This window comes from Mesobacillus foraminis (assembly GCF_004340465.1).
GTDB lineage: Bacteria > Bacillota > Bacilli > Bacillales > Cytobacillaceae > Mesobacillus_B > Mesobacillus_B foraminis.
Genome location: NZ_SLVV01000001.1, coordinates 326907 through 353172 on the forward strand (window position 1 = coordinate 326907; position 26266 = coordinate 353172).

Sequence of the window (26266 nt, forward strand, 5' to 3'; positions counted from 1 at the left end):
GATGAGGAGAGTCTATTGATGGATCATGCGGTCAATAACCATGCCAGCCCCATTATTGCAGTCCTGACGGAGATTACTCTTTCCGAAAGCAACGAACCTACTTTCGGCCGGGTCCATGGTTTTTGCGAGGAACTGTGCAAGCTGGTCATCGATTCAGGGGGATTGTTTTATGTTTTCTCTCTAAAGGATTTTACTATAGATGGTATATTTGGCTTCCATTTTGAAGGGGGTTCCTGGAAAAAGTCAAAGCTCCCTTTTCCCGATGTAATTTATAACCGGATTCCCTCTCGAAAAACCGAGAGGGGAAAAAGGTATTCTGCATTTTTGGAGATCTCAAAGAAATTGGATATAAAGGTTTTCAATCATCGATTTTTAACAAAATGGGAGGTCCATGAATGGCTGTCCAAAAAAAAGAATCTCCAGCCATTTCTTCCAGATACCTGTCTATATTCTGAGAAGTCGCTGAGAAAAATGCTCACACTCTATCCTGAAGTTTTTATTAAACCTTTATCAGGGAGCCAAGGCAGAGGCATTATCAGGATTACCACACAGAAAGATCAGCTGCTGGTATCATTTTCTTCGCAGCCGGAAGCCGGGCCTTCCGGAGCTCTGGACATTGAGGACCTTATCAGTTTAGTGCAGAAAAAAGTCGGGAACCAGCTATATCTCATCCAGCAAGGGATCCCACTGCTGGGAATCGAGGATAGAGTCATAGATATTCGGGTGCTATGCCACAGAGGGACTAATGAGAAATGGAAGGTCACCTCGGCTGTTGGCCGATTAAGTGCGGAAAATCATTTTACAGCAAACCTTGCCCGAGGCGGTGAAATTGTATCACCTTTAAAAATCCTAAGTGCTTATTTTAATAGAAAAGCAGGAATTCAAAAACTGAGGCTGCTAAAGGAACTGGCTCTTGAAGCAGCCGACTGCATTAGTGAGAACGCCCCAGGTTTGATAGCGGAGCTAGGTATTGATATTGGGGTGGATGTGGATGGGAACCTTTGGGTAATCGAGGCAAATTCTAAACCCTCTAAAAACTTCGAACAGGAAGCCAGCAAAATCCGCCCATCCGCCAAAGCAATCATCGCATACTGCCACAGTTTGTTTTCCCGACAATCTGGGGCTGAGGGAGGAGATAGAGAATGAACGCCATTGGTTTAATATCACTAAATCCAGCGGTCGAAAATGTTTATTTTACAGAAATCGCCAAACGCTCATTGGAATATGGGCTGGTATGCTACAGATTTACTCCTACGAACATGAACCCTTTCACCCACAAAATTTCGGGCGAAAAATTTGACCACCAGCGACAGGTATGGGCAGATTCAGAATTTCCCCTTCCTCCTATTCTTTATGACCGCTGTTTTTATGGAGACAGCCCTGTCTCAAAGGCTTCCTCCGCCATTATGAAGTGGCTGAAGAGCCGGGAAGACTTATGTTTTTTAGGCTGCGGGCTCCCGAATAAGTGGGAGCTCTACGAAAAACTGTCGAGCTCCCCGCTTGCCCCTTATATCCTGAGAACATTTCAGGCAAATGGTCCTAAAGAGGTGCTTTCTTATTTAAAAAAACAGAAAAACATCCTATTAAAGCCTGTGTCAGGCTCTGGGGGGCGCGGGATTGTACGAATAACAAAGGAAAAGGAAAAAATATCTGTGTCGATGGAACAGCAGCAGCTGGTGAAGTCCTCCTTTTCCTCTGAAGACAGAGCTGTTCAATGGATTGGAAAACTGCTTTCAAGAGACTATTTAATGCAGCCGTTTCTCCCGCTAATTGATCAAAAAGACCGTCCTTTTGATGTCCGGGTTTTCCTTCAAAAAGACAGTAATGGAGCCTGGGTTGAAAGAGGAAGAGGAATCCGGGCAGGCAAGCCGCAGGGAATTCTGTCCAACCTTAGTGCCGGTGCCCAGACAGAGGATTACCAGCATTGGTTAAAAACTCTACCTCCAAAAGACCGGCATATAGTGAATGAGGAAATAGATGATATGACCAAAAAGCTTCCTCACCTCCTGGAAGAAATGTTTCCTCCTCTTTTTGAACTTGGGATCGATATCGGAATTGCAAAAGACCGTTCCATATGGATTCTTGATGTCAATTCGAAACCAGGGCATAAAGTCGTGCTTGAAACGAACCCGGATGCAAAAGAAATACTTTATGCAGCACCGCTTGAATATGCAGGGCTTCTTTCCACGAAGCGAGAAAGAGAGGCAAAGCCATGAGGAAAAAATACCGGATTGAAATCAACAGCCAAATGGAAAATACAATCCTTATTCCCGCCGATTTAGGCAGCACCCAGCCAGTTAAGGTGGCATTTGGAAATAAAATGGTTGAGGTTGCATGCGTTCCGCACCCCAAACAGAAAATCGTAATCAGCAAAGATATCCAGGCAGAATTGCTATTGCCCGACCCGGAACTTTACGGATCCTTGCATGCTTTCATCGACTCGCAGACATTGTTCATTGGCCCTTTAATCGGCATATTGACCTCGGGATTTACTTCCTTTCCCCTTAACCCTGTAGGGAAAAGGACTACCTTTTTTGCAAAGCTGCTCTCTGTAAACAAAATCGTCGGGGCTCTTTCCTTTTTGTTTGGAGAGGATCATATCGATTGGGAAAAGGGAATGATCAAAGGGCAATTCCTGATGGGCTCTAGCTGGACTACAATCAGTGTCCCTTTCCCGAATGTTGTGTATGATCGGATACCTAACCGAAGGAGCGAAAAAAGGGCCGCTTTTAAAATACTGAAAGAACGCATGCAGACAGACTATCTCATTCCTTGGTATAACCCAGGGTTTTTCAGCAAAGTGGAAATATTCGAAAGGCTGCAGCAGGATGATTACGCATGCTCCTTCCTGCCTGAAACCCACCCATTCACATCCTTTTCTGTTATGGAGCGGATGCTTGCAGACTACGGTCAAATTTATATAAAACCCAGCAACGGGAGTCTTGGGCTGGGTGTTCATCAAATCATATATGATCGGCTTCAGGGACATTATTATTGCCGCTACCGGGAGTCTGCGGGAGAAAACAGACTCAGAAGGTTTACTAGTCTTGAAGTCTTGATGAAACATGTATTCCGCAAGAAAAATTTAGCTGCCATGGTTGTCCAGCAAGGAATTCAGCTGCTGAGGGCAGACGGCCGCCTCGTCGATTTCAGGGTGCACACAAATAAAGATGAAAATGGTGAATGGCAGGTTGCCGCCATCGCTGGAAAAGTGGCTGGGCATGGGAGCCCCACCACTCATATCCATAATGGCGGAGAAGTAAAAACGATCGAAGAAATATTTGAGCACCCAGAAGAGCAGCAACAGTACCGGAAAGAGCTATCAGAAACAGCTCTTTATTTAAGCAAGATTCTTGAACATCAGGTTGAAGGGTTTATTGGAGAAATTGGTTTTGACCTCGGAATAGACAAAGAAGGAAGGGTTTGGTTATTTGAAGCCAATTCAAAACCTGGAAGATCCATTTTTAAACATCCAGCATTGAGGGACTTTGATCTCCTCACGAGAAAGCTGTCCCTTGCCTACGGTGTATATCTTACGGAAAAAGCCATTACCACTCCCGAGGAAATCTTCAAATGAAGCTGTATTATGACCCTTGGCAGGAAATTTGGTTCCAGGACGGCAACAACGGCAAGATTAACTTTGGCAAAAACAGGATGAGAGTGCCCGATATTCAAGGGTCGGGCAAATACTGCTTTGAAATGCTGAATCTGGAGGGAAATGCAGGACCTTTGATTGGAATTATGACCTCCATTACGAGTAAAGGCATTGTCAAAGGCAACAGGTCCCTTTTTAAAAAACTCCAATCGGAAGCCCTGTCAAAAGGCGGAATGACCATTGTCTTTCCACCTGAAGGGCTGAACGGGAACCAGATTTCAGGCCATACCTATCTGAATGATAAAAATGAATGGATTCCGATAGTGACACCTCTCCCCCACGTTGTCTATAATCGGGTCCCGCTGAGAAAAACGGAGGAGTCCCTGGCATACAGCCAGGCCTCCAGCTTATTTCAGGAATGGAATATCCCCTTCTTTAACCCTTCCTTCATTAATAAATATGAGCTCTATAAGTTTGTAAGCTCCCATCCTATGCTGGCCCCACTCATGCCTGAAACGATTCTGGTAAACGATATGGAGAGCTTGAAAGACTTTTTCGATCGCAATAAAAATATTTACCTAAAGCCTGTACTTTCCTCCCAAGGAGATGGGTTATACACTTTAAGATTGGTAAAAGGCAATATTCTGGAACTCTCCAGCCATACAGTCAAGCTTGAATATTCTTCTTTTGAAGATTTCTGGACTGCCAAAAGCCAAAAAATTTTGGACCGGCATTATATCGCACAGGCAGAAATAATCCCTGCCCTCCTGGACGGCAGCCGATTTGACTTTCGCATCCACGCACACGACAGTCCAGAAGGCTACAAGGTGACCGGTGTTGGAATCCGTCTCTCGAAAAAACAAAGCCTGACGACACATGTTCCGAATGGGGGCATTGTGATTCCCTATGAGCGGGTCCGTACGAAGGAACACGACAAGTTCTTCGCCTGGCTTGTGAAGGAGGTAGGCTTTCTGATTTCAAGGGAACTCGGATACTTTGGTGAATTTTCCATTGATGCCGGAATAACAGAAAGAGGAAATTATGTTCTTTACGAAGTAAACTCGAAGCCAATGAGTTTTGACGAGGAAGACATTGAGCAAAGAAAAACAAGCAAAATTATGGAGCTGCTATTTCTAAAAGCCGGTTTCTAAGGAGATAACATTGAATTGCACGGCCTTCCCCCAAATCGTAAAATGTAATGAGGGGGGAGTTGAATGCTGACACATTTTCAGTATAAGCCGCTATATGAACATGCAGATATACCCGGGTGGCGATTTTCTTTTTATTATATGAAGCAAAGATATTCTGGAATCTACCATCCGGAAGGGCGAATAGAATGGACATCGGGTTTCCCTGAAGCGAAATCGATCCTGGAAGCCCAAATCCATGATTTAATGCTGTTCCATGTATACGATAAATGATCGTGGATGCAAGTAAAAAAAGACACCTCATCATAAGGATGATGGTGTCTATCTGCTTTTCACCAGCATATTGACGGCTTCCTGAATAGCGTCTTCTGCATTTTTCCCTTCCTCGCCGGCTTCGCGGATGCAGGATTCGAGATTTTTTGCTACGATAAAGCCGATTGCACGGTCAGTCGCTGAACGTATAGCCGAAAGCTGGGTTACAACGTCCTTGCAGTGATTGCCTTCTTCCATCATCCGCAAGACTCCCCTTACCTGGCCTTCCAGTCTCTTCAACCGGTTCTTCATATCCTGTGAATATTCCATCATGCACCTCTTTCCAATGCCATCGGTATTCAAATCTGAAACAACGGCTAATTCTACCATTATATTAACAGGTCGTACAAGGGTACTCATTACTGTTATAATAAGAAAAAAGTGTGTATTTATCAAATTTAGATACGAGGATGAGTTATGCTAAGCAAACTAGAGAACTTTTATCCCAATTCCATTACAACAAATTTACCGCCTGAATCTACCAGCAATCAGTATTATTGGTTTAAAGACCAAGGAAATGAAGGATCCTGGATCGGGATTCCTAAGGAAGATGTGAGTCCGGGACAACTGGAATTATTATGCAAACTATTTGAATTAGTCGTTCCGGATGACTCCATTTATCTTGCCGGGGCAGCAAAGCAATGGCATTCATTCCTGTTTGAGGATTGTGACCCTCCGTCTTTTTCACCTGCAGGGATTCGTTTTATTCAGTTCCAGATCAGCAAGGATGATATAGACAACAAAGAACTGGAAACAGCCCTAAAGGAGTTTTTCCACAATTCACCTGCGTTTATCTGGCTGGATCGATCTAATGGCATCATCGTTGAAGAAAGGTCGGATGCCGGATATGAGGAGGAAGAATTTCAATCCATTGCGACAACAATTGAAAGTGACTTTTTTATAAAACCCTCCTTTTATATTGGCAAATTCCGTACCGATTCAACAGAAATCAGAACATCCTTTTTTTACGAGAGGAACCTGTTCATAGAGGGAATGCGACTGATTTCAAAAGAAAGGGCCCTTACATTTGAAAAAATCTTTCCTTCTTTACTTGCAGCCCATTTGCCTGAAACACCCGGACTGCTGCTTGAAGCGGATGTTATTCAGATTTTCCGGGAAGACCATGAACTGATGGAAACAATGAAGGTATTCCTCGAGAATTCTTCCAACACCTCTTTGGCCGCGAAAAAGCTCTATGTCCATCGAAATACGCTGCAGTACAGGCTGGAAAAGTTCACAGAAAAAACAGGGATGAATCTAAAAGATTTCAGCTCTGCCCTTACTGTCTACCTTGCCTGCCTGATCGCCGAAAACACAGAATAAACCGCTTTCAAAAAAGTGCATAAAAAGGCTTACATTTTTTTGTGCAGGTTGCCGATGCCTAATATTGGCTGTCTTGCTAAACTAACAGTGTAAACCAATTGACTAGGGAGGCTTTAAAAAGATGGCCGAGTTAAAATTAGATAATATTTATAAAATTTATGACAACAATGTAACCGCAGTAACAGACTTCAACCTTCACATCCAGGATAAGGAATTCATCGTTTTCGTTGGTCCTTCCGGTTGCGGTAAATCCACTACACTTCGTATGATTGCCGGTCTTGAAGAAATCTCAAAAGGTGATTTTTCGATTGATGGCAGACGCGTAAATGACGTTCCTCCAAAAGACCGTGATATCGCGATGGTTTTCCAGAACTATGCACTATACCCTCACATGAGTGTTTATGATAATATGGCATTCGGATTGAAACTTCGCAAATTTGCCAAGGATGAGATTGATCGCCGCGTGAAAGAAGCAGCCAAAATTCTTGGACTTGAACCATACTTAGACCGAAAGCCAAAAGCGCTTTCCGGTGGTCAGCGCCAGCGTGTTGCCCTTGGCCGTGCAATTGTCCGTGATGCGAAAGTATTCTTGATGGACGAGCCATTGTCCAACCTTGATGCAAAGCTTCGTGTCCAGATGCGTGCTGAAATTGCCAAGCTTCACCGCCGCCTGGACACAACTACAATCTATGTAACCCATGACCAGACAGAAGCCATGACAATGGCCACCCGCCTCGTTGTTATGAAAGACGGAATCATTCAACAGGTTGGTGCTCCTAAAGATGTTTACGAAAAGCCAGAGAACGTCTTTGTCGGCGGATTTATCGGTTCACCTTCCATGAACTTCTTCAACGGAAAGCTTGAAGAAGGAAAGTTTGTGGCAGGCAAGGCATCTATTGCCATTCCAGAAGGAAAAATGAAAGTTCTGCGTGAGCAAGGATACGTTGGCAAAGATATCATCCTTGGCATCAGACCTGAAGATCTTCATGACGAGCCTGTATTTATTGAGGCATCTAAAGGCGCTACAATTAAAGCTCATGTAGATGTATCCGAGCTAACTGGTGCAGAAACCATGGTTTATTCTACATTTGAAGGTCAGGATTTCGTTGCACGCATTGATTCCCGCACAGATATTAATCCGGGTGAAATTCTTGAACTAGCCTTTGACATGAATAAAGTACACTTCTTCGATACTGAGACGGAGTCAAGAATCCGCCCAGCAGAATAATATATAAACCGGAATAACCTCCATCGCTGGAGGTTATTCCTTTATCATCACCACTTTGTCGGATCCGCAGTTGCGGCAGGCAAACAAGTGCGGACATTCCCCATCCTTAAAGTCTGAAGGGTATCCATCTTCAAGCTTCATCAGATCAATTGGCATATATGGGCTGTAATCATCATAATATTCCGCTTCTCGCCCCTCATGCTCCATTTTGCTTCCGCAATCAGGACACAGAGCCTGAACAATTTCAAATCCGTTACATACAGGACACATCCCCATTGATCCCATTCCTTTCTTGTTCGGTTATTCCTTAGTTTGTATCCTGAGGACATGAATATGTATAAAAGGCTGTTACCCTTATGGGATAAATTCCCTGTTTTATCATGTGAATAAACCGTAAAAAAAATCCCATACTAGAATTAACAACAGCAACACAGCTTCACCAAACAAGTAAACAGGACAGAGATTATTATTAGCAAATCAAAGATTTACTCCTATATCGGGTTAGGCAGGAGCAATGGCGAACAGCCATTATTGGTTCAAGTCCATTCTGACCCTAAAACAACAAGTGAAAACACAAAGGAGGAAACATTAATGCCTAATAACAACTCAAATCAATTATTGGTTCCTGGTGTTGAGCAAGCTCTTAACCAAATGAAGCAAGAAATCGCCCAAGAATTTGGTGTAAATCTTGGAGCCGATACAACTTCCCGTGCTAACGGTTCAGTTGGAGGAGAAATCACTAAGCGTCTAGTGAGCATGGCTCAACAACAAATGAGCGGCTTCCAAGGTTAATCTAATTAAACAAAATTAAATGATAAAATGGCTAAGCCCCCTTCTTCAGAAGGGGGCTTTCAAGTTTATACCATGTTTTCGGGCTTTACCCATTCTTCATATTCGTCACTGGTCAAATACCCGGTTTTAATAGCAGCTTCCTTTAAATTCAAGTTTTCTTTAAAAGCAAGCTTTGCGATTTCCGCTGCCTTTTCATAGCCTATATGAGGGTTCAATGCTGTAACCAACATCAGTGAATGATTAAGGTTCGCTTGGATCACCTCAATATTCGCCTCAATTCCTGCCGCACAATTTTTATCAAAGCTATTCATCCCATCAGCGAGCAGCCTCACACTCTGTAAAAAATTATAGATGATGACTGGTTTAAAAACATTTAATTCGAAATTCCCCTGACTCGCTGCAAAACCAATGGTGGCATCATTCCCAAATACCTGGGAGGCAATCATGGTCAGGGCTTCGCTTTGGGTTGGATTCACCTTTCCGGGCATGATGGAGCTGCCCGGCTCATTTGCAGGAATTGTCAGCTCTCCAATGCCGCTTCTTGGCCCGCTTGCCAGCCAGCGAACATCATTGGCAATCTTCATTAAATCAGCCGCCAGTGCCTTTAAGGCTCCATGTACATGCACAAGCTCGTCATGAGAGGTAAGTGCATGGAATTTATTGTCGGAGGATTTAAAAGTAAGGCCTGTCTGATCCGAAATCTCACTGGCAGTCATGGGGCCAAAGTTCTTATCCGCATTAATCCCTGTGCCCACCGCTGTTCCGCCAATGGCCAGTTCCTCAAGATGACGCATCGATTCAGAGATCATTGTGGTATCCTTTTCAAGCATGGCCCTCCAGCCGCTGATTTCCTGACCTAAAGTTAATGGGGTAGCATCCTGAAGGTGAGTCCTTCCAATTTTAATAACCTTTGCAAACCTTTCTTCTCTATTCTTCAGCGTATTTTTCAACTGCTCTAGTGAGGGGAGCAATTTTTCAGTAATCTCTTGAAGAGCTGCAATATGCATAGCTGTAGGAAATGTATCGTTCGAGCTTTGGGACATATTAACATCATCATTAGGATGAATGCGATCTTCCTCCTGCCGGCTTTCTAGAATCTCATTCGCTCTTCTTGCCACCACTTCATTTACATTCATGTTGGTTTGGGTACCGCTCCCCGTTTGCCACACAAAAAGAGGAAAATGATCATCAAATTTCCCTTCGAGGATTTCTGTACAAGCCTGACAAACTCCATCCTTTTTGGCCTCAGACATTTTACCAAGTCTAAAATTTACCTTTGCTGCGGCTTTCTTTATTTGAGCAAATGCATAAACAACTTCAAGAGGCATCGTTTCCTTGCCAATCTTAAAGTTTTCCCTGCTCCTTTGTGTCTGGGCACCCCAATATTTTTCCGCTGGCACCCTGATCTCGCCTAACGTATCTTTTTCAATCCGGAAGTCTGCCATTTAAATCCCTCCTGAATTATTCTTTTATTAAACGATTCACAAATTAAGAATAACTTGTTTTACCATCATTTCACAGCAAGAAGGCTTTTAAAACAGAAAAAGCCGAAACCGCTTCTGGTTTCAGCACAAGACAAGAAATTGATTCGGTTAAGCTTTGTGAGCGATGGCATGCCCGATAAAATAGATAAGGACCATAATGCTCGCAATGCACAGGGTAACAGAAAATTGCTCCATGACACAGCCTCCTGACATAAGCTTTCTATTATCTTAAGGCTAACATAACCATCATTGTCTTCAGCAATGTAAACTAGAAAGTTTTGTGACATGGAAGAAGCTAATGCTCAAAACTCTTCCCCCTTTTCCAAATTTTCCGGAAAGCAAGGAGATAAACAAGCAGGGGGAACGGCGCCTGAATGAGGCCCAGGATTCCCCAAATCCAGTGATTATGTCCATGTTTCCTGGCATCCATAAACAGGAAGATACTTTGTGCAAGCAGGGCAGCTGCAGATCCAATGATTAAAAATGCGGTATGCTCGGGATTAAGATTGCTTCTCATGCAGTTCCTCTCGCTTTCTCAGCCGCATTCCGGTATAAAAAAATGTAAAAGCTACTGCCGCTGCCTGCAGAACCAGGAAGAAAAATGGGCGTGCCATGAGGGTAAAGATAATCGTGCTAAGAATCACTGCAGCCAGGATTAAAAATAAAGTCAGATCTCTTCGGAATTGTTTTTTCTGTCTTTTCATTTCTATTGCAACAAATTGCTCGAACCAATTATCATCTGGGGTTTTTACTAGATCGATGGTGTCAAATCGTTCCAGTTCTTTTTTTATTGTCTCGACCGTACCAGTTACATCTTCACCATGCTTCCTAATTAACTCCTTTTTTTGGTTCTTTTCCATCATGATCCAGCTCCTTTCTAACCGCTGTGAGCCCGTTATGGACCCGGGATTTAACCGTTCCAGGAGAAACACGAAGCATCTCGCCAATTTCATCATAAGAATATCCATAGTAATGCTTAAGAATGATTGCCGCCCTCATTTCACTGGATAAGCGGCTCAGTGCCGATAAGGCATCACTCCACTCTTCCCTTCGGCTATCCATATGCCATTTGAGTTTTCTGCCGTCAGTCTCCTGTTCCCGCCAGGCAATTTCGCGCTTTCTTTTTCTATGCTGGTCAATAAACAGATTCGTTGAAATGGAAATTAGCCAGGTAGAAAATTTGGATTTCCCATTAAAAAGGTGAATTTTTTCAAGACTTTTCGCCATTGTTTCCTGAGCCAATTCTTCGGCAGCATCGGGATTCATGGTCACTTTAAGCAAGTATTTTAAAAGTAAAGGGTAATTTCCCCTGAATAGCATGGAAAAAGCGCTGTGGTCCCCCTGTTTCGCTTTTTTTACCAGTTCTTTTTCCTCCATGAAACCAAGCCCTCTCTTCCCTTTCGCCTTCCCTTTGGTTTTCTCTGTTTCGCTGGTACATAGCTTTGAATATAGATACGACGGATGAAAGGAGAATATTGTTCATTTTATTCAAATGTTCCTTTTACAACGGCTTTTCCATTTTGGGTCATCATTTTCCCCATTGCAAACACGGTGTCTACTTCCAGGGTGTCTTTGTTCAAAAAAACAAAATCCGCATCTTTCCCGGGTTCTATTGACCCCTTGTTCTTTAATTTTAAAATAGCTGCGGGATTTTGAGTGATCACTCTTAAAGCAACCTCAAGCGGAATCTTTTCATCAAGCACACTGTCTCTTACCTCTTTATAAAGCGAGGAAATCCTTCCAATCTTTAACCCGTTGAGTTCCCCGTTAGCATCAAAATCAGGAAGGCTGGCCTGGGCGTCAGAGGTGTAGGTAATTCTTGAAATATCAACACCTGCCTCGAGCATCCGCCTTAAAGCCTGGCTGCATTTAACTTCCCCTTCCTTCAAAAATTTCGGAATCGAGCTTGTCGTAAAATCCACATACCCGCCTTTTAGAGCAAACTTGATTCCCGCTTCAAAAAGATGAGGATTGCGGTTTATATGCGTAGGATAAAACTGCTTTATTGGCACATCGGTTTTTTCAACAACCTGCTCGATGACTTTTAAATGGTCCTTGCTGTCACCCACATGAACATTGACGATCCCCGCCTTTCCGGAAAGCATCCCGCCTATCCTTGCAGCCGAGGCAATCTTGGCAAGCTCCTCACAGGTCGGCTGGGATGATCGGTGATCCGCAATGGCGATTTCCCCAACCCCAATAATTTTATCCACGAGTATTAAGTCATCTTCTATTTTTCCTGTCAACGTTTTAACCGGAACCTGATAAGAGCCGGTTTGGACAAAACAGGTGATTCCTTCCTCCTCCAGTCCGCGTGCCTTGGCAATAAGGCCTGCCATCGTCCTGGTTGTTCCGTCAGTGCCAATTACACCCACTATCGTTGTGACCCCGGCCAATGTAGCCTCGGTCAGTTGCAGCTCAGGAGTCCTGGTTTTATAGCTGCCCTCGCCGCCGCCCCCAATAATATGGACGTGAGAATCAATAAAGCCCGGTACAATAAGTTTTCCTGCCGCATCGATTACCTCAATGTCAACAAATCCCTCTGGTTTTCCAATTCCCCCCAATATATATCCGATTTTATCATTAACGATCAGCAAGTCTTTCTTACCGAGGTATTCAGGTGCAAAAACTTCTCCGTTTTTAATAAGTGTAAGCATAACAATGCCCCTTCCTAAAAATAAAACGATATCTTTTTCATCATCATAAGGATTGGAATGCAAGGCTGTATCTATTCCAAAGGATTAATGGAAAAATTTAATCTGAACCAGGTGGCGTCAATCTCGGTCTTAAGGTTTTGACTCTTGCTTATGCGGGTAAAAAACCAGTACAGACAACGAAAAAGATAATAAAGGAGTCTACATATTATGAAAGAGATTATGTCATCTAACGTAATCGTCCAAAAAAGATTTTCAATGAAAAAAATGCTTGAAATACATCAAACAGCAAAAAAATTAAAAGGTACTACTTATCTATATAGCAAGCAGAAGGCCGTCGATGCTTCCGTCCTTCCAAAATTAGTTTCATTTCTGCTGACCGTTGAGCCCCAAACAACCTTAAAGATCATTGTTGAGGGAATAGATGTTGAAAACAATCTTCACCAATTAACGAAGATGCTGACAAATGAAACCTCCCTGGTACGAATAAACCGAAAACATTTCCTGGAAACATCCGAATCATTTCAGGTATAAAGAAAGGGTCCCTCTAACTTACGGCGCCTCTCAGACTGTAGACAACTCGATTTATAATCGAGTTGTCACAGTCTTTTTATTTTGCCCTGTTTTAAAACTGGGCTACGTTAGTTGCTTCGCATGTTTTGAGATATCGGCTTTTATTCTTCTAGCAGCGATCCCAGGCGCCTCAGCTCCTTTTTTATTTTTCAAACAGGACCTCATAATTTTTCAAAATGATACTTTATCTTTCAATTACCTTCTTTTATTTTTAAAAGTCTCCATTTTATTTTTCGTATCAACTGGTTTATTTTTCAAACAGCTATTCTAAATGGCCCCACCCCTTTTTATTCTCCAAAGAATCCCTCTTATCTTTTAAAAATGATGCTCTATTTTTCAATTACCTTCTTTTATTTTTCAATGTCTCATTTTTATTTTTGGGTACCACTTCGATTATTTTTCAAACAGCAATTCTAAATGCCCCCTGCCCCTTTTTATTCTCCAAACAGTCCCTCTTATCTTTAAAAATGATACTTTATCTTTCAATTACCTTCTTTTATTTTTGAAAATCTCCATTTTATTTTTCGTACCACCTCTTTATTTTGCCAACAGCATCCCGGTTTGGCTCTTTACTCTTTTTTTTCAGAAAAAAAACACGGGATTGTCCCGTGTTTAAGATGCTTGTTCGGCTTCGCCTGTATCCTCGGCTGGAGGCTGTGGTTCTTCAGTATTCTCTCCGCCGGATTCTTCTGTGGCTCCTCCCTCCTCTTTTTCATCGCCTCCTTGCTGACTGCCTTCTTCTGGTGCTGGTTCTGATGACTTTTCTTCTGGCTTTTGACTCTGGTTATTCTCATTGCCCTGTTCTTCTTTCTCTTTCTCTTTCTCTTTTTCTTTTTCTACTTCTTTTACAGGAGGTTTCCCACTGTTTGTCTTCTCCTTTGGCGCAGGAGCTTGTTCTGGCTTATGTTCCTGTTTCTTTTCTTCAGAAACATTTTTTTCTGTTTTTTGTTTCTCCTCCTTCTTCTCCTGAACTGGCTTTGGACTGGAAGTACTGGAGGCAGGTTGTTCTTTCACAGGTTGACTTTGCGGCTGTGTTTGGCTGTTTTCTGATGCCTCTGCCTTTTTCGTTTGGGGTTTCTTTTTTACTGGCTCCTCCGTCACTTTTTCCTTTCGTTCAATACTATTCTTTACCGGGTCTTTTTTAGTCGCTGATGCTTTCTTGGTTTTGTTCTTCTGTTCTCTTTCGTATTCGGATATCGCCTTTACGTTAAAGGAGGCCGGCTTAGTGCCTTTTAAAGCTTCTCCCATGAAGTCTTTGAACACCAGTGCTGCCCCTTCACTGCTTGTAGTAGTCAGGTAGTGCTTTTCGTCCGTTTGGTCATAGCCAACCCAGACTGCCCCAACCAGCTGCGGGGTATATCCTACAAACCATTGGTCCTTGACTCCTTTTATGCCTTCGACGGGTACCTGTGTTGTACCGGTTTTACCAGCAACTTCTCTCCCTGAAATCTGGGCGCCTCTTCCGGTTCCTTCCTGAACAACCTCAAGGAGCATGGAAGTCATTTTATCAGCAATCTCTTTTTCGGTGACCTTTGTTTTCTTTTCCTTCCATTCAACAATCTTATTGCCCTCACTGTCTTCAATTCTTGAAATAGCATGGGCTTCGGTTCTTACACCGTCATTGGCAAATGCAGAGTATGCCTCAGCCATATTGAGAGGAGATACCCCTTTATCCAGTCCCCCAAGGGCGATGGCAAGATTGCGGTCGTTCTCATCCAGCGGGATTCCAAACCTTTTTGCTGCATCCAGGCCTTTGGAGATCCCCATTTCATTCAACAGCCAGACAGCCGGGACATTAAGCGAATCCTTCAACGCTTCATGCATTGGCACATCTCCTTTAAATGTGCCGCTGTGGTTCCCTGGCTTATACCCATTGAACTCCATTTCCTCATCTTTTAATTTCTCCGTTACACCCCAGCCCTCTTCCAGTGCCGGAGTATAGACTACGAGCGGTTTCATAATAGACCCTGGCTGTGTTTTAAGCTGTGTAGCCCGGTTAAAGCCCCGAAAAACATGTTCACCCCGGCCGCCGACAATGGCCCTGACACCACCCGTCTTTGGATCGACAAGGACGCCTCCGCTTTGTACATTCTGATCTTTTGTACCTTTCGGGAATAATTCATCTTTGCTGTATGTATCTTCCATGGCAGTCTGCATGGAGACATCCATTTCAGTATAGATTCGGTATCCTCCTGAAAGCAGTTCATCCTGGGTAAGTCCATACCTTGAAATTGCTTCTTCTATTACATGGTCGATGTAAAATGGATGTTTCCCCCGTAACGGATCCCGGCCACCTTCATTAAGGACGACCTTTTTTTCAACAGCCTTTTGATATTCTTCCTCCGACAGGAATCCTTGAGTCTTCATCGCCTGTAAAACAACATTTCTGCGTTCAATGGCTGCATCATAATGATTATAGGGATCCAGTGCCGATGGAGCTTTTATTAAACCTGCGAGCAACGCTGCTTCATCTGCGCTTATATCCTTCAGCTCTTTTCCAAAATAGTTCATGGCCGCCCTTTTGACTCCCCAGGAGCCATTGCCGAAGTAGATACGGTTTAAATACATCTGCATGATTTCGTCCTTTGAATATTGCTTTTCGATTTCCCGGGCAAGGAAGAATTCTTCTATTTTCCTTTTATATGTTTTTTCGGATGTCAGGAGGGTATTTTTGGTCAGCTGCTGGGTTATGGTACTGCCTCCCTCGACAATTCCTCCCGCCTTGATATTTTTATAAAAGGCTCTTGATATCCCCAGATAATCAATCCCATCATGTTCATAAAAGCGGTGGTCTTCAATGGCAATGACAGCATTCTTCATATCATCAGGGATTTCATTGATCTTAACTCCTTCATTTTTATTCGAAGATATCTTGCTGGCCACTTCACCCTTATGATCATAAATAATAGTTGACAGATTGAGGTTATCATTTAATGCACTGACATCCGCCCCTTCAGAGTAAACATGAAAAAAACCTAAAAAAGCGAGTACTGCCGTGGAAAATGATAATACGAGCACCTGGTTCATATGGAACCTTTTCCAGCCTCTAAAAAATCTTGCAATAAAAGAATGATTATTCAACTTCCACCCCTGCCTTTTTTTAAAAATGACGTATAAAATGACAATTCCTTTTTTATTACCCAAGCTGATGCTGTTTTACACTTAGTTGCTAGCTTAATAATCGTTAAGTCCAGGATTGTTGAGGCAGAATTCCGGGAATAGAAATAGAAAACGAGGATAAGGAAGGGGGATTCCAGCTATGAGTCAATTTAATAAAGTCGTCGTCGCATATGATAATTCCGGGGGCTGCAATAAGGCCCTTGAAATGGCAGGTTTTTTAAAGAAATTATATCCGCTGATGGATTTAATCGTAGTCCATGTGTATAAAGAAAAACTGATCAATGTCCCTGTGGAATCCAAAGAGCTAGCTATCCCGGGACCGCGGATTGAAACCTATACAGTTGACGAACTTTCTGCACCTCCACTGGCTCTCGAGAACAATGCAGCTGGAAAATCTACGCATGCAAAGCTGGTAAACAGCGCCGAACAGGCTATATATAATGCCAGGACAGAATTAGAAAAGAACGAAGTAGATGCCCGTTATAAGATTATTGAAGGAAACCCCGCCGAAAGCATATGTGATTTTGCCGAAGCTGAACAAGCAGACCTTTTAATCCTTGGGCCACCCGGAAATACGGGGCTGAAACAGATCTTCATGGGTTCAACCAGCCAAAAAATTGCAGAAAATGCTCCTTGCTCTGTTCTGATTGCAAAATAAAAAACTGGGATGGGCCTGCTGGCTCATCCCAGTTTTTACTATTATCAGCTATTGGCAAGCTCGTGGAACCGTGCGTTGCTTTCCCCCTCATGGAAACTGCTGTAGATGCGGTAATGGTCACTGTCTAAGATTCGATAATGCTGGCTTAAGATATTTTGCTGAAGAATAAACCCATTTTTATTCCGGATTTCCCTCCACCAGACTTTCCCGCCCAATGTCTTCTCTTTGCGATAATCGATGCCTTCATGGGCTATGGTTTCAAGTACTTCCAAAGGCTCATTGCCCAAAATGTACTGAATGGTTTCTGTCTCCCTGAACAAAGCACATACTGTGACGACGGTCGACCAGCCAGCAGGAATCCTTCCTTTTTCAATCTGGACGAGTGTCTTTTTTGATACTCCAATGATATCTGCCATTTTATCCTGCGTATAGCCGGCTTCAGTCCTGACCAGCCTTACTTTTTCTGAAACTTTGGCAATGATTTCTCCTCTGTTCATCAGCCGTCATTCCTTTGTAGTAGGATAGTGTAATTTTACACGACCCTGCCGCCTCCTACAAACTTTTTTAGCGGCAGCTGACTTCCCATAAGATCAGAGCATTCTTTTCGGTGCAGCTGAAATGACCATGATGACCAAAATCATGCTTAGGATCATACTCGGAAGCATATAAGTGCCATTATACAACAAAGAGTACAGGGCAACCGGCTGTCCTTCCGGGGCATATGAACCAAAAAATACCCAGCCTGTATAAAAGTGAGCAAGGAACCTAAGTAAGCTTCCCGCGGCTGTACCTATAAGGGCATACCATACCCAGGCCTTGTTGCCCTCGTTGACTGCTTGCTTGATCGCAGGAGCAAAAATACCCGCTAGGCCGACCACGGTAAATGCAACAAGATAATCGATGATTCCCTGTACAGGGTGATACAGCTGGGGCATTCCTATGACCAGCTGTAAAAGGCCCAGCAGAAATCCTGTGGTCAAGCCGCCCTTTAACCCCCATCGAAAAGCCATCAGAAAGATCGGGACCATCGCAATGGACACAGAGCCCCCCTGTGGCCATATCCTTGAAAAAATGAATGCAGAGACTAAATCAAGCAAATAGGCCAAAGCTGTAAACGCAGCAGCTTCGACTAAAAATAATGTACGCTTTTTCTCCATCATGCTCTCCTCCTCTTAATAAAGATGAGGTTAAAGTCTGTATTCTCCCTTTAGATGCAAAAAAAAGGCAACCCAGAACCTGCAGGATACTGGATTGCCCTTTGATCGTATCCACATTCCTTCGCTAGTGTTAACTAACAGGTTCAAAGGGTCAGAACTATAACGCTCACTCTCAGCCGCCTTATGCAGCTCCCCTTGTGGTATTTTTAAAATTATTTCGTTCTGACTATACTATTAATTGTTTTAAAATACAAGGATTGTTTTTACCGCAGGCTGGAAAAGCAGGTATTTTTACCATCTGTCCGGTTAAGAATATACAAGTATTTTCTTTGACGATTGTTGATGCTTCAAAAAGAGTTTCCCGTCCTCAACACTGCTTCCCATGTCTTACAATGTTTCTATAGACCCACAGAACCTTTATTTGATAGATTTAAATATGCACTTAGACTGTTGGAGGAATCAAGATGGATCGGAATGAACAAATTAAAGCTGGTGAAAGAGGTGCGTGGGTCAGTATCCTCGCTTATCTCATCCTGGCAGCTGTTAAGCTGACAGCAGGAAAAGTATGGAATTCAGAAGGGCTTTGGGCTGATGGGCTCAACAATTCAACCGATATTGTAGCCTCGGTCGCAGTGTTGATTGGATTAAAGATTTCGCGGAAGCCGGCAGACCATAATCATTTATATGGCCATTACCGCGCTGAATCAATTGCATCGTTAGTTGCAGCATTTATAATGGTTTCTGTCGGAATCCAGGTTATCATTGGCGGCGTGGAATCCATATTTAACCGGCATAGCACGACACCTGATCTTGTATCAGGCTGGGTCGCACTCGGGTGTGCAGCAGCGATGTATGGAGTTTATCGATATAATCTGAAATTAGGAAAGAGAATCAATTCTTCAAGCATCAAGGCCGTGGCATATGATAACCGTTCAGATATGCTGGTCAGCATCGGAGCCTTTATTGGAATTATCGGCGCCCATTTTGGTTTCGTATATCTTGATATAATAACCGCCATCATTGTGGGTCTCATTATCTGCAAAACAGCCTGGGAAATTTTCCTGGAGGCTTCTCATACCCTTACAGACGGATTTGACACACATTCGCTGGAAAAGATAAAAGAAACCGTTCAATCTACCCGTGGGGTCTATGAAGTAACAGACCTGAAAGCACGAATGCACGGAAATCAAGTTCTAGTTGAGACCACTATTCGTGTAGATCCAGATTTGAATGTGATCGAAAGCCATGAAATCACCGAAAAAATAGAAAAAAGACTGGAGAAGGAATGCAATGTTCAAAGTGCCACTATCCATATTGAGCCTTTTTCTGTCTGAACATCTGAGTTTTTAAACCTTATCCCATGCTGCCGGATCCTTCTGGCAGCTTTTTTATTTCTATATCTAAAGTACCTTTTTGCATTCATTAAAGGATTTTTGATGTTTACAAAGAATTAATATAAGTACCGAATGGCAAAGTGAGGGAAACGCGATGCACGTAGTAACGAAAAAAAAAATGACGGACTTTCTTTTATCAGAAAAGGACTCTTTAATTGCGGAGTGGACGAAAAAAATTCAAATATCAGAGGATGACCCTTATAGAGATAAAATCAGCTCCAACGCGGAAGAGATGCTAGGCATTATTATCAACCTGTTCTCAAAACCTGATGATGAGGTTGACCTGCATATCGAAAAGCTGGCCATTTTGATCGGGAAAGAACGGGTAAAGGCCAATATTAATATTGGCGACTTTGTCTACAATGTTAATCTGGGCCGGTCAATCATCTACTCCTATTTGAAAAAACTCGAACTTGACTGGGATCACCTTCAGGAATCGATTGACCGAATTAATTATTGTTTTGACCACTTTCTGTATTTTGCAGTTTCGTACTATTCAGAGCATAAAAATAAGATCATTGAAGAAAAAAATGAATTTATTAATTCCACACACCAGGATCGACTGACACTGCTGGGCCAAATGACTTCAAGCTTCATCCATGAATTCAGAAATCCATTGACATCCATCCAGGGCTTTATTCAGCTGCTGAAGGCTGACCATCCAGACATGAAATACCTGGACATTATTACCAACGAACTCGACCAGTTGAACTTCCAGATTTCCCAATACCTGCTGCTTTCAAAAAAGGAGCTGATTGGGAAGGAGAAGACAAGATTTTCTCTTAATATTATGATTGATGAAGTACTTGCTTTCTTATATCTGAGTCTGCTTGATTCGAAAGTGAATGTGGTCAAGGAAACGAACGAAGAAATGGAATTAGTGGGTTATGCCGACGAAATACGGCAGGTCCTCATCAATATTGTTTTTAATGCCATTGACGTATTGAGCCAGTACCGGGAAGATCCACAAATAAATATTAAAGGATACACAGTAAATGATACTCATATCAAGCTGGAAATAGCCAACAACGGACCGGCCATTCCGGAGCATATGCTTAAGTCCATATTCGAGCCTTTTGTAACGACCAAAAAGCTTGGAACTGGGCTAGGCCTATTTGTTTGCCGGGAAATCATTGAAAAACACAAAGGCATCCTTGCTTGCTCCTCTGTCCCTGATAAAACAGAATTTATCATCCTCCTTCCACTCGCTAAAAATCCCTCATAGAAAAAGCCCGTCGCCTAGCTGCACGGGCTTTCTTTGCATTGATTACTTTCACCGGCCAGTCTCAAGTCAGGTCGTGAACAAGCTTGGATGGCTTAGGAAATTCTTCATCATGCCGATGAGAACCTATCCCTTCCTCAGATTCTAAAGAAAAGGGCTTCATCATGCCGATGAGGGCCTATCCCTTCCTCAGATCCGGAAGAAAAGGTCTTCATCATGCGAATAATGACCCGAAAATTCCCTGAAATCCTGAAGACCAGTTCTTGATCCGTGCCCGGCAAGGAAAATGTGCCTTCCTCCGTTTATAAGCTGAGCAGACAATGCAATTTCACTAAGCACTCGGAATAGAATACCGTATCTACTCCGCCCATAAACCATTATTCGACTAGTATCCCCCAGCCCAACACTATCTACATAACCACCAAATTAACCTAACTTCAGTCAAAGGCGTAATACCTTATTAGGAAAATGAAACATTAAAAAAATGATCTGGGAGGTTCTGTATATGTTCTCATTGACAGTCGACAAGGATATTGAACTGCAGCTGTTTCAGCTGCACCACGCCGAAGAACTTTATTGGCTTGTTGAAACAAACCGGCCGTACCTGCGTGAATGGCTCCCGTGGGTCGACAGTATTTCGTCCCCCGCTGACTACCACTCCATCATCCCGCTTTGGCAGAAGCAGTTTAATGATTATAACGGGTTCAACGCAGGGATACGTTACAGAGGCAGGCTGGTTGGATCCATTGGCCTGCATCAGATTGACTGGAGGAATTCTCAGACCAGCATTGGCTACTATTTATCGAATGGTTCACAAGGAAAAGGAATTATGACAAGGACTGTAAAAGCAATCCTGGATTACATTTTTTTTGAGGTGGGCCTAAACCGGGTGGAAATTCGCTGCGGAACGGGGAATGCGAAAAGCCGTGCGATTCCGGAACGTCTTGGGTTTAAGAAGGAAGGAGTCATCCGTGATGGAGAGAACCTTTATGGCCGGTTTCATGATCTGATCGTTTACGGAATGCTTTTTAAAGAATGGAGTTTGAAACCCTAAGTCGTGCTGCAATGAATCAAATTTTTTAAAGGAAAAAGTTACCTGGCATTTCATATATTATTCGTTCTTTTCATATCATACTATAACCGATATTAATTCTAACTGTATCCTAACAAGATGTGGTATAATTAAAGGTAAATTTAAATGAGCTGAGGTGATATGGTGGGGTAATCTATCGTATCGTCGACCCAATAGCCATTATACCGGCAACTTAAGCGTTCCCCTGCCGAAGAAATAGGTATTGGTTCGACGGCCAGGGAAAACAGCGTTTGTATTCTACTACACTATAAAAATCAGAGAAAACCATAATTAGTGCGTGCTTTTTCAGCAGGCTTTAATTTTTAGTTTATTGGGAGGTGACTCCTTACCTGTTTCTACAGGATAAGGGAAATTACTTGGACATATTTAACTTGGTTTGGATAGCCATTTTAATTGCTTTTACTGCATTTTTTGTTGTTTCAGAATTTGCGATTGTGAAAGTGAGAAGTTCCAGAATTGATCAGTTAATTGAAGAAGGCAACAGAAAGGCACTGGCGGCGAAAAAAGTCATTACGAACCTGGATGAATACTTGTCCGCCTGCCAGCTCGGAATCACGATTACAGCCCTTGGAATTGGCTGGCTTGGAGAACCTACTGTTGCCAGCATCCTTCGGCCAATTTTCAAGAATTTTGAAATACCCGAATCTGTCGGACATTTCTTGTCAGTTGGCATCGCCTTTGTAGTTATAACCTTTTTACATGTGGTGGTTGGTGAACTGGCTCCAAAAACCCTGGCGATACAAAAGGCTGAAAAGGTTACGCTGTATACTGCAGGCCCGCTTATCTGGTTCTATAAAGGGATGTATCCATTCATCTGGGCTTTAAATGGTTCTGCCCGCATTCTTAGCCGTTCTGTTGGGCTTAAACCCGTTTCGGAACATGAACTTGCTCACTCAGAAGAAGAACTTCGCATCATTCTGTCTGAAAGCTTAAAAAGTGGCGAGATAAACCAATCAGAGTTTAAGTATGTAAATAAAATATTTGAGTTTGATAACCGGATTGCAAAGGAAATAATGGTTCCCCGAACAGAGATCATTTCCATGCCTCAGGAGGAAACACTGGAGATGTTTCTGAATGTAGTCAAGGAAGAGAAATTTACACGTTATCCAATTATTGATGGAGATAAGGACCATATCATCGGCCTGGTCAATATTAAGGAAGTCATGACCGATTTAATCGCAAATCCGGATGCAAGCAACAAAACTCTTTCCGACTATTGCCGCCCTATCATCAGGGTAATTGATACAATCCCTGTTCACGACTTGCTTGTAAAAATGCAAAAGGACAGAATCCATATGGCCATACTGATGGATGAATATGGCGGGACTTCGGGACTGGTGACAGTAGAGGATATACTGGAGGAAATTGTTGGAGAGATCCGGGATGAGTTTGATATGGACGAAGTTCCTGTCGTCCAGAAACTAAATGAGCATCATTTTATCATTGACGCCAAATGCCTTGTTACTGAAGTCAACGACCTTTTGGGAATAGATATTGAAGAAGGTGACTTTGATACAATCGGCGGCTGGATGCTTACTGAGAACTTCGATGTCAAGCAAGGTGACATCATTAGCTTTGGCTCCTATTTGTTCAATATACTTGAAATGGAAGAACACCATATCAAATATATTGAAGTAACACTTCAGCAGACTGCTCCCGAGGGGTTGGGAAACCAAAAAGACTCCAACAATCAGGATGAGCCCTTTTCGATAACTAAAACAGAGGTACTTTCATAATTGCAAAGCCCCCTTGTCCATTAAGGGGGCTTTCTTTGATTACAAATTCCAGTTTTGGACATCATCCGCTTCTATGATGCCCATTACAACATCATCGACATCAGGATCCTTTAAGACCTTGTCTCTCACCCGAAACTTAATATCATCTGCATCCGCCAGCGTTAAACCTTTCCGTAATTCCAGGTAGCTCTCTACGTGATATTGCCTGCCTTCCTGTACAATTCTCAGGGTATTGATATCAATCACATCTGGATCGGCAAGAATGGTTCCCGCAATCCGATCCTCCACTTCCTTGGGAGCAGCCACTCCTATTAGCCCGACCGTATTCTCATATCCAATCTTTATTGCAATCCCAATCAAAAGAATACCAATCAGGAATGTGCCAATTCCATCCAGCAGATAAAAGCCAGTCAGGTGGGCAAGAACGATGGAAACTAGGGCAAGCAAGGCACCGAAAGTAGCAATAATATCTTCATAAAAAACCAGCCTGGTTGGCGGTGAAGCCATTCGGACTTTCTTAAAGGCATTTGGAACCAAGGCGAATCCTTTAGCCTCAGTCCTAGTTTCATGTGCTATTTCCTTCATTGCCTTAAAAAGGATCGCACCATCCACGACCACAGCCAGGACCATAATAGAAACATTAAGCAAGAGATTTGAGGAGGGTTTGGGATGCTGGATAATCTCCCAGCCTTTAATGATTGTCTCGTAGGCCATGATCGAGATGACGATGACCGCAACCAGGACAAACAAATTGACGACACGCCCAAAGCCCATTGGGAATTTTCTCGTTGCTTCCTTTTCGGAAATGGAGCTGCCAATAAAGACAAATCCTTGATTAAGTGCATCCGCAACGGAATGGAGCGTTGTTGCAAGCATCGTGCCGCTGCCGCTAATATAAGCAGCAAACCCCTTGCAGATTGCAAGGACTGTATTTCCAAGGGCCGCCATTCCTGAAGACTTGTTGCCTCTTTTTATAAACGCTGCTACACTACCCAGAAGATCACCCACTTTCTTACTATTCTTTTTCTCTATTTCAAATTCAGGAACCGTGATTTATTTTACCTATTACCTAATTAACAATTGATTAAACCAAGCTTCATATGCAAGAATTTCTTAAAAAGCCCTATAAAAAACAAAAAGGCCTGCTATAAGCGGCCCAAAACCATCATATTCAAGATTCTTCCTTAAGGATCAGAATGTCTTCTTCCACTCTCCCAAGTTTTAGCAAGTGTGAATCAAGCCTTTTATGAATGGTTTTAAACTCAGCCCCATTCTTTTTATCCATGTCCCCGGTCATTTCTTTGAGAGCATTTTCCATTCTTATTCCTTGAACTTCTTCCATCCGTTCTAAAGCTTCCTTAATATCTGTAATATCTATCTGGTTTGATGTAACTCTATGTTCAATACTGTCAACTTTGCCAAGACGCTTTTCCATTGTTTCTACTTTTTCACTAAGAGTATCCATAAGCTTTTTCATTTCATCGAAGGATTCCAGCAGCTGATCTATTTTATTATTATCCATATTAGCTCCCTGTTTATTAGGTTTCCTCTATTTTAACACCATAAACCACTATCATATGTTACAAAATAAGGAACCTTCATAACCAAAAGATTGCATCTGGCGTCACACCAGAGAATCCCAAGTTCTTTTTAGGGGGCTGAAGTAAGGGGTGCATTTCTTGTGCTGAAATAGGGGCACATTAGAAAAATGTGTGTTTTATCGTTGTGATTTGAACTAGTTGCATGTTCCATGATGGGATGGACAGCCGTTTTCCTCACTCTCAACCTGAATGGTGCAATGGTCCAGCGAGAATTTATCATGAAGGATTGACTGGGCTTCATATAAAATCCAATCGTGATCTCCTTCAGACGAAATCTGTAAATGACAGCTTAGCATGACCACTCCGGATGTGATCGACCAAACATGTAAATCATGTACCTCCTGAACATTAGGAATACTTAACAAAGCATGCTTGATGTCATCCAGTTTAATCTGGTCTGGTGCCCCTTCCATAAGAACGTGAAAGGAATCCTTCATCACTCTCCAGCCGCTTACCAGAATGAGCACAGAGACAATCACACTTGCAATTGGATCAGCATATCCCCAGCCCCAAAAAAGCATGACGAGAGCGGCAGCAATCGCTCCAACGGATCCTAATAAATCACCAAGGACGTGAAGGAAGGCACTTCTTACATTAAGATTGTGATCCTTGTCCCCCTTCATTAAAATCCAGGCAGCACCGATATTTACAAGCAGTCCTATTACAGAGATCGCGAGCATTCCCAAACTCTGTACTTCTGGCGGATCGATAAATCGGTGATAAGCTTCATAAAAGATATACAAAGAAATTGCGATTAAAGTCAGTCCGTTCAACGCAGCTGCGATAATTTCAAACCGTTTGTATCCATACGTTTTTGTCTTTGAAGCCTGGCGTTCCCCAAGCTTGATGGCGAACAAGCTTAAACCAAGTGCAGCTGCATCGCTCAGCATATGACCTGCATCCGACAGCAGAGCAAGGCTGTTAGTCATGATCCCGCCAATTATCTCAACCACCATAAAGGAAGCTATTAGTATAAAAGATAAAAAAAGGGCCTTTTTATTGCTGTTATGGTGATGGCCATGCGAGTGCCCATGGCCATGTGAATGCCCGTGTCCCATCCCGGATTTCCCCTCTCTGTATATGTATATTTAATTATGATAAAAACAACAGAAAGGTTCAACATAATTATTTTTACCCCGTAATTCCGTCCATCAATCCTCGCTCCCTGCATAGTTT

At 42.8% G+C, this 26266-nt stretch carries 27 protein-coding genes and 1 riboswitch; of the genes, 14 read left to right on the top strand and 13 right to left on the bottom strand.

The window, feature by feature from the left end; translation table 11 throughout:
• Positions 1-18 precede the first annotated feature (18 nt).
• From EV146_RS01550 to EV146_RS01570, 5 genes are all read left to right on the top strand, one after another.
• Entirely contained in the window at positions 19-1146 is a 1128-nt protein-coding gene (locus EV146_RS01550; protein ID WP_241993783.1) for a YheC/YheD family endospore coat-associated protein, read from the top strand.
• Complete coding sequence (locus tag EV146_RS01555) at positions 1143-2216, top strand: YheC/YheD family endospore coat-associated protein (protein ID WP_132001055.1); 1074 nt, start codon at positions 1143-1145, stop codon at positions 2214-2216. Before EV146_RS01550 ends, EV146_RS01555 begins: the two co-directional genes overlap by 4 nt.
• Entirely contained in the window at positions 2213-3577 is a 1365-nt protein-coding gene (locus EV146_RS01560; protein ID WP_132001058.1) for a YheC/YheD family endospore coat-associated protein, read from the top strand. The genes EV146_RS01555 and EV146_RS01560 overlap by 4 nt, the downstream gene beginning before the upstream one ends.
• Positions 3574-4746 carry a YheC/YheD family endospore coat-associated protein gene (locus tag EV146_RS01565; protein WP_132001061.1) on the top strand — a complete coding sequence of 391 codons (1173 nt, stop codon included), beginning with the start codon at positions 3574-3576 and terminating at the stop codon, positions 4744-4746. Before EV146_RS01560 ends, EV146_RS01565 begins: the two co-directional genes overlap by 4 nt.
• A gap of 63 nt (positions 4747-4809) precedes the next feature.
• Positions 4810-5016: a YheE family protein gene (locus EV146_RS01570; RefSeq protein WP_132001064.1), complete on the top strand. Its 207-nt coding sequence runs from the start codon at positions 4810-4812 to the stop codon at positions 5014-5016.
• 48 nt (positions 5017-5064) lie between these two features.
• Here EV146_RS01570 and EV146_RS01575 read toward each other — a convergent pair whose 3' ends face one another.
• Entirely contained in the window at positions 5065-5325 is a 261-nt protein-coding gene (locus EV146_RS01575; RefSeq protein WP_121609702.1) for a metal-sensitive transcriptional regulator, read from the bottom strand.
• Positions 5326-5472: 147 nt separating this feature from the next.
• On the opposite strand from EV146_RS01575, the gene EV146_RS01580 reads away from it, so the two are divergent.
• Entirely contained in the window at positions 5473-6378 is a 906-nt protein-coding gene (locus EV146_RS01580; protein WP_132001067.1) for a PucR family transcriptional regulator, read from the top strand.
• A gap of 121 nt (positions 6379-6499) precedes the next feature.
• Positions 6500-7606 carry an ABC transporter ATP-binding protein gene (locus tag EV146_RS01585; protein ID WP_121609704.1) on the top strand — a complete coding sequence of 369 codons (1107 nt, stop codon included), beginning with the start codon at positions 6500-6502 and terminating at the stop codon, positions 7604-7606.
• Positions 7607-7639: 33 nt separating this feature from the next.
• On the opposite strand, the gene EV146_RS01590 is transcribed toward EV146_RS01585, so the two are convergent.
• Complete coding sequence (locus tag EV146_RS01590) at positions 7640-7882, bottom strand: hypothetical protein (protein ID WP_132001070.1); 243 nt, start codon at positions 7880-7882, stop codon at positions 7640-7642.
• A gap of 315 nt (positions 7883-8197) precedes the next feature.
• Here EV146_RS01590 and EV146_RS01595 point away from each other — a divergent pair, with 315 nt between their 5' ends.
• Complete coding sequence (locus EV146_RS01595; protein ID WP_121609706.1) at positions 8198-8398, top strand: alpha/beta-type small acid-soluble spore protein; 201 nt, start codon at positions 8198-8200, stop codon at positions 8396-8398.
• 65 nt (positions 8399-8463) lie between these two features.
• Here EV146_RS01595 and fumC read toward each other — a convergent pair whose 3' ends face one another.
• The 5 genes from fumC to iadA form a co-directional block, all read right to left on the bottom strand.
• Complete coding sequence (gene fumC, locus EV146_RS01600; RefSeq protein ID WP_132001073.1) at positions 8464-9843, bottom strand: class II fumarate hydratase; 1380 nt, start codon at positions 9841-9843, stop codon at positions 8464-8466.
• Positions 9844-10177: 334 nt separating this feature from the next.
• Positions 10178-10399, bottom strand: a complete 222-nt coding sequence (locus EV146_RS01605) for a sigma-Y antisigma factor component (protein ID WP_132001076.1) — start codon at positions 10397-10399, stop codon at positions 10178-10180.
• Positions 10383-10745, bottom strand: a complete 363-nt coding sequence (locus tag EV146_RS01610) for a YxlC family protein (protein ID WP_132001079.1) — start codon at positions 10743-10745, stop codon at positions 10383-10385. Before EV146_RS01610 ends, EV146_RS01605 begins: the two co-directional genes overlap by 17 nt.
• Complete coding sequence (sigY, locus tag EV146_RS01615) at positions 10711-11259, bottom strand: RNA polymerase sigma factor SigY (protein ID WP_132001082.1); 549 nt, start codon at positions 11257-11259, stop codon at positions 10711-10713. The genes EV146_RS01610 and sigY overlap by 35 nt, the downstream gene beginning before the upstream one ends.
• Positions 11260-11366: 107 nt before the next feature.
• Positions 11367-12539, bottom strand: a complete 1173-nt coding sequence (gene iadA / locus EV146_RS01620; RefSeq protein WP_132001086.1) for a beta-aspartyl-peptidase — start codon at positions 12537-12539, stop codon at positions 11367-11369.
• Positions 12540-12746: 207 nt separating this feature from the next.
• Here iadA and EV146_RS01625 point away from each other — a divergent pair, with 207 nt between their 5' ends.
• Positions 12747-13070 (top strand): HPr family phosphocarrier protein, encoded by a 324-nt coding sequence (locus EV146_RS01625; RefSeq protein WP_121609711.1) that lies wholly within the window; start codon positions 12747-12749, stop codon positions 13068-13070.
• A gap of 651 nt (positions 13071-13721) precedes the next feature.
• Here the strand turns inward: EV146_RS01625 and EV146_RS01630 are convergent.
• Positions 13722-16190 (bottom strand): transglycosylase domain-containing protein, encoded by a 2469-nt coding sequence (locus tag EV146_RS01630; RefSeq protein WP_241993774.1) that lies wholly within the window; start codon positions 16188-16190, stop codon positions 13722-13724.
• A 178-nt stretch (positions 16191-16368) separates the two neighbouring features.
• Here EV146_RS01630 and EV146_RS01635 point away from each other — a divergent pair, with 178 nt between their 5' ends.
• Positions 16369-16887 (top strand): universal stress protein, encoded by a 519-nt coding sequence (locus EV146_RS01635; protein WP_132001089.1) that lies wholly within the window; start codon positions 16369-16371, stop codon positions 16885-16887.
• A gap of 44 nt (positions 16888-16931) precedes the next feature.
• Here EV146_RS01635 and EV146_RS01640 read toward each other — a convergent pair whose 3' ends face one another.
• Together EV146_RS01640 and thiT are read right to left on the bottom strand one after the other, a co-directional pair.
• Entirely contained in the window at positions 16932-17384 is a 453-nt protein-coding gene (locus EV146_RS01640; protein ID WP_132001092.1) for a helix-turn-helix transcriptional regulator, read from the bottom strand.
• A 93-nt stretch (positions 17385-17477) separates the two neighbouring features.
• Positions 17478-18047 (bottom strand): energy-coupled thiamine transporter ThiT, encoded by a 570-nt coding sequence (gene thiT / locus EV146_RS01645; protein ID WP_306822096.1) that lies wholly within the window; start codon positions 18045-18047, stop codon positions 17478-17480.
• 96 nt (positions 18048-18143) lie between these two features.
• Positions 18144-18250, bottom strand: a riboswitch (TPP riboswitch).
• Between the two features lie 258 nt (positions 18251-18508).
• Between thiT and EV146_RS01650 the strand changes: the two genes are divergently transcribed.
• The 4 genes from EV146_RS01650 to EV146_RS01665 all read left to right on the top strand — a co-directional run bounded on the left by EV146_RS01650 (position 18509) and on the right by EV146_RS01665 (position 23489).
• On the top strand, positions 18509-19378 hold the full coding sequence (locus EV146_RS01650; RefSeq protein ID WP_132001095.1) for a cation diffusion facilitator family transporter: 870 nt from the start codon (positions 18509-18511) through the stop codon (positions 19376-19378).
• 178 nt (positions 19379-19556) lie between these two features.
• A complete protein-coding gene (locus EV146_RS01655; RefSeq protein ID WP_338419203.1) occupies positions 19557-20663 on the top strand; it encodes a histidine kinase N-terminal domain-containing protein in 1107 nt (368 codons plus the stop codon).
• A 502-nt stretch (positions 20664-21165) separates the two neighbouring features.
• Entirely contained in the window at positions 21166-21714 is a 549-nt protein-coding gene (locus EV146_RS01660; RefSeq protein WP_121609718.1) for a GNAT family N-acetyltransferase, read from the top strand.
• Between the two features lie 395 nt (positions 21715-22109).
• Positions 22110-23489: a hemolysin family protein gene (locus tag EV146_RS01665; protein ID WP_121609719.1), complete on the top strand. Its 1380-nt coding sequence runs from the start codon at positions 22110-22112 to the stop codon at positions 23487-23489.
• Positions 23490-23528: 39 nt separating this feature from the next.
• On the opposite strand, the gene EV146_RS01670 is transcribed toward EV146_RS01665, so the two are convergent.
• From EV146_RS01670 to EV146_RS01680, 3 genes are all read right to left on the bottom strand, one after another.
• A complete protein-coding gene (locus EV146_RS01670; protein WP_132001473.1) occupies positions 23529-24437 on the bottom strand; it encodes a cation diffusion facilitator family transporter in 909 nt (302 codons plus the stop codon).
• Positions 24438-24660: 223 nt separating this feature from the next.
• A complete protein-coding gene (locus EV146_RS01675) occupies positions 24661-25011 on the bottom strand; it encodes a hypothetical protein (protein WP_132001101.1) in 351 nt (116 codons plus the stop codon).
• Between the two features lie 213 nt (positions 25012-25224).
• Positions 25225-26148, bottom strand: coding sequence for a cation diffusion facilitator family transporter (locus EV146_RS01680; protein WP_132001104.1), 924 nt, complete (start codon positions 26146-26148; stop codon positions 25225-25227).
• Positions 26149-26266 lie beyond the last annotated feature (118 nt).

Bases quoted from the DNA above. Each gene is read 5' to 3' on its own strand.
- EV146_RS01605 (WP_132001076.1), bottom strand. From the start codon at position 10,399: ATGAGAAGCAATCTTAATCCCGAGCATACCGCATTTTTAATCATTGGA.
- EV146_RS01560 (WP_132001058.1), top strand. From the start codon at position 2,213: ATGAGGAAAAAATACCGGATTGAAATCAACAGCCAAATGGAAAATACA.
- EV146_RS01570 (WP_132001064.1), top strand. From the start codon at position 4,810: ATGCTGACACATTTTCAGTATAAGCCGCTATATGAACATGCAGATATA.
- EV146_RS01640 (WP_132001092.1), bottom strand. From the start codon at position 17,384: ATGAACAGAGGAGAAATCATTGCCAAAGTTTCAGAAAAAGTAAGGCTG.
- EV146_RS01655 (WP_338419203.1), top strand. From the start codon at position 19,557: ATGACGGACTTTCTTTTATCAGAAAAGGACTCTTTAATTGCGGAGTGG.
- EV146_RS01670 (WP_132001473.1), bottom strand. From the start codon at position 24,437: ATGGCGGCCCTTGGAAATACAGTCCTTGCAATCTGCAAGGGGTTTGCT.
- EV146_RS01585 (WP_121609704.1), top strand. From the start codon at position 6,500: ATGGCCGAGTTAAAATTAGATAATATTTATAAAATTTATGACAACAAT.
- EV146_RS01675 (WP_132001101.1), bottom strand. From the start codon at position 25,011: ATGGATAATAATAAAATAGATCAGCTGCTGGAATCCTTCGATGAAATG.
- EV146_RS01625 (WP_121609711.1), top strand. From the start codon at position 12,747: ATGAAAGAGATTATGTCATCTAACGTAATCGTCCAAAAAAGATTTTCA.
- EV146_RS01565 (WP_132001061.1), top strand. From the start codon at position 3,574: ATGAAGCTGTATTATGACCCTTGGCAGGAAATTTGGTTCCAGGACGGC.
- fumC (WP_132001073.1), bottom strand. From the start codon at position 9,843: ATGGCAGACTTCCGGATTGAAAAAGATACGTTAGGCGAGATCAGGGTG.
- thiT (WP_306822096.1), bottom strand. From the start codon at position 18,047: ATGATGGAGAAAAAGCGTACATTATTTTTAGTCGAAGCTGCTGCGTTT.
- EV146_RS01550 (WP_241993783.1), top strand. From the start codon at position 19: ATGGATCATGCGGTCAATAACCATGCCAGCCCCATTATTGCAGTCCTG.
- iadA (WP_132001086.1), bottom strand. From the start codon at position 12,539: ATGCTTACACTTATTAAAAACGGAGAAGTTTTTGCACCTGAATACCTC.
- EV146_RS01635 (WP_132001089.1), top strand. From the start codon at position 16,369: ATGAGTCAATTTAATAAAGTCGTCGTCGCATATGATAATTCCGGGGGC.
- EV146_RS01650 (WP_132001095.1), top strand. From the start codon at position 18,509: ATGGATCGGAATGAACAAATTAAAGCTGGTGAAAGAGGTGCGTGGGTC.
- EV146_RS01590 (WP_132001070.1), bottom strand. From the start codon at position 7,882: ATGGGGATGTGTCCTGTATGTAACGGATTTGAAATTGTTCAGGCTCTG.
- EV146_RS01555 (WP_132001055.1), top strand. From the start codon at position 1,143: ATGAACGCCATTGGTTTAATATCACTAAATCCAGCGGTCGAAAATGTT.
- sigY (WP_132001082.1), bottom strand. From the start codon at position 11,259: ATGGAGGAAAAAGAACTGGTAAAAAAAGCGAAACAGGGGGACCACAGC.
- EV146_RS01595 (WP_121609706.1), top strand. From the start codon at position 8,198: ATGCCTAATAACAACTCAAATCAATTATTGGTTCCTGGTGTTGAGCAA.
- EV146_RS01660 (WP_121609718.1), top strand. From the start codon at position 21,166: ATGTTCTCATTGACAGTCGACAAGGATATTGAACTGCAGCTGTTTCAG.
- EV146_RS01680 (WP_132001104.1), bottom strand. From the start codon at position 26,148: ATGGGACACGGGCATTCACATGGCCATGGGCACTCGCATGGCCATCAC.
- EV146_RS01610 (WP_132001079.1), bottom strand. From the start codon at position 10,745: ATGATGGAAAAGAACCAAAAAAAGGAGTTAATTAGGAAGCATGGTGAA.
- EV146_RS01575 (WP_121609702.1), bottom strand. From the start codon at position 5,325: ATGGAATATTCACAGGATATGAAGAACCGGTTGAAGAGACTGGAAGGC.
- EV146_RS01580 (WP_132001067.1), top strand. From the start codon at position 5,473: ATGCTAAGCAAACTAGAGAACTTTTATCCCAATTCCATTACAACAAAT.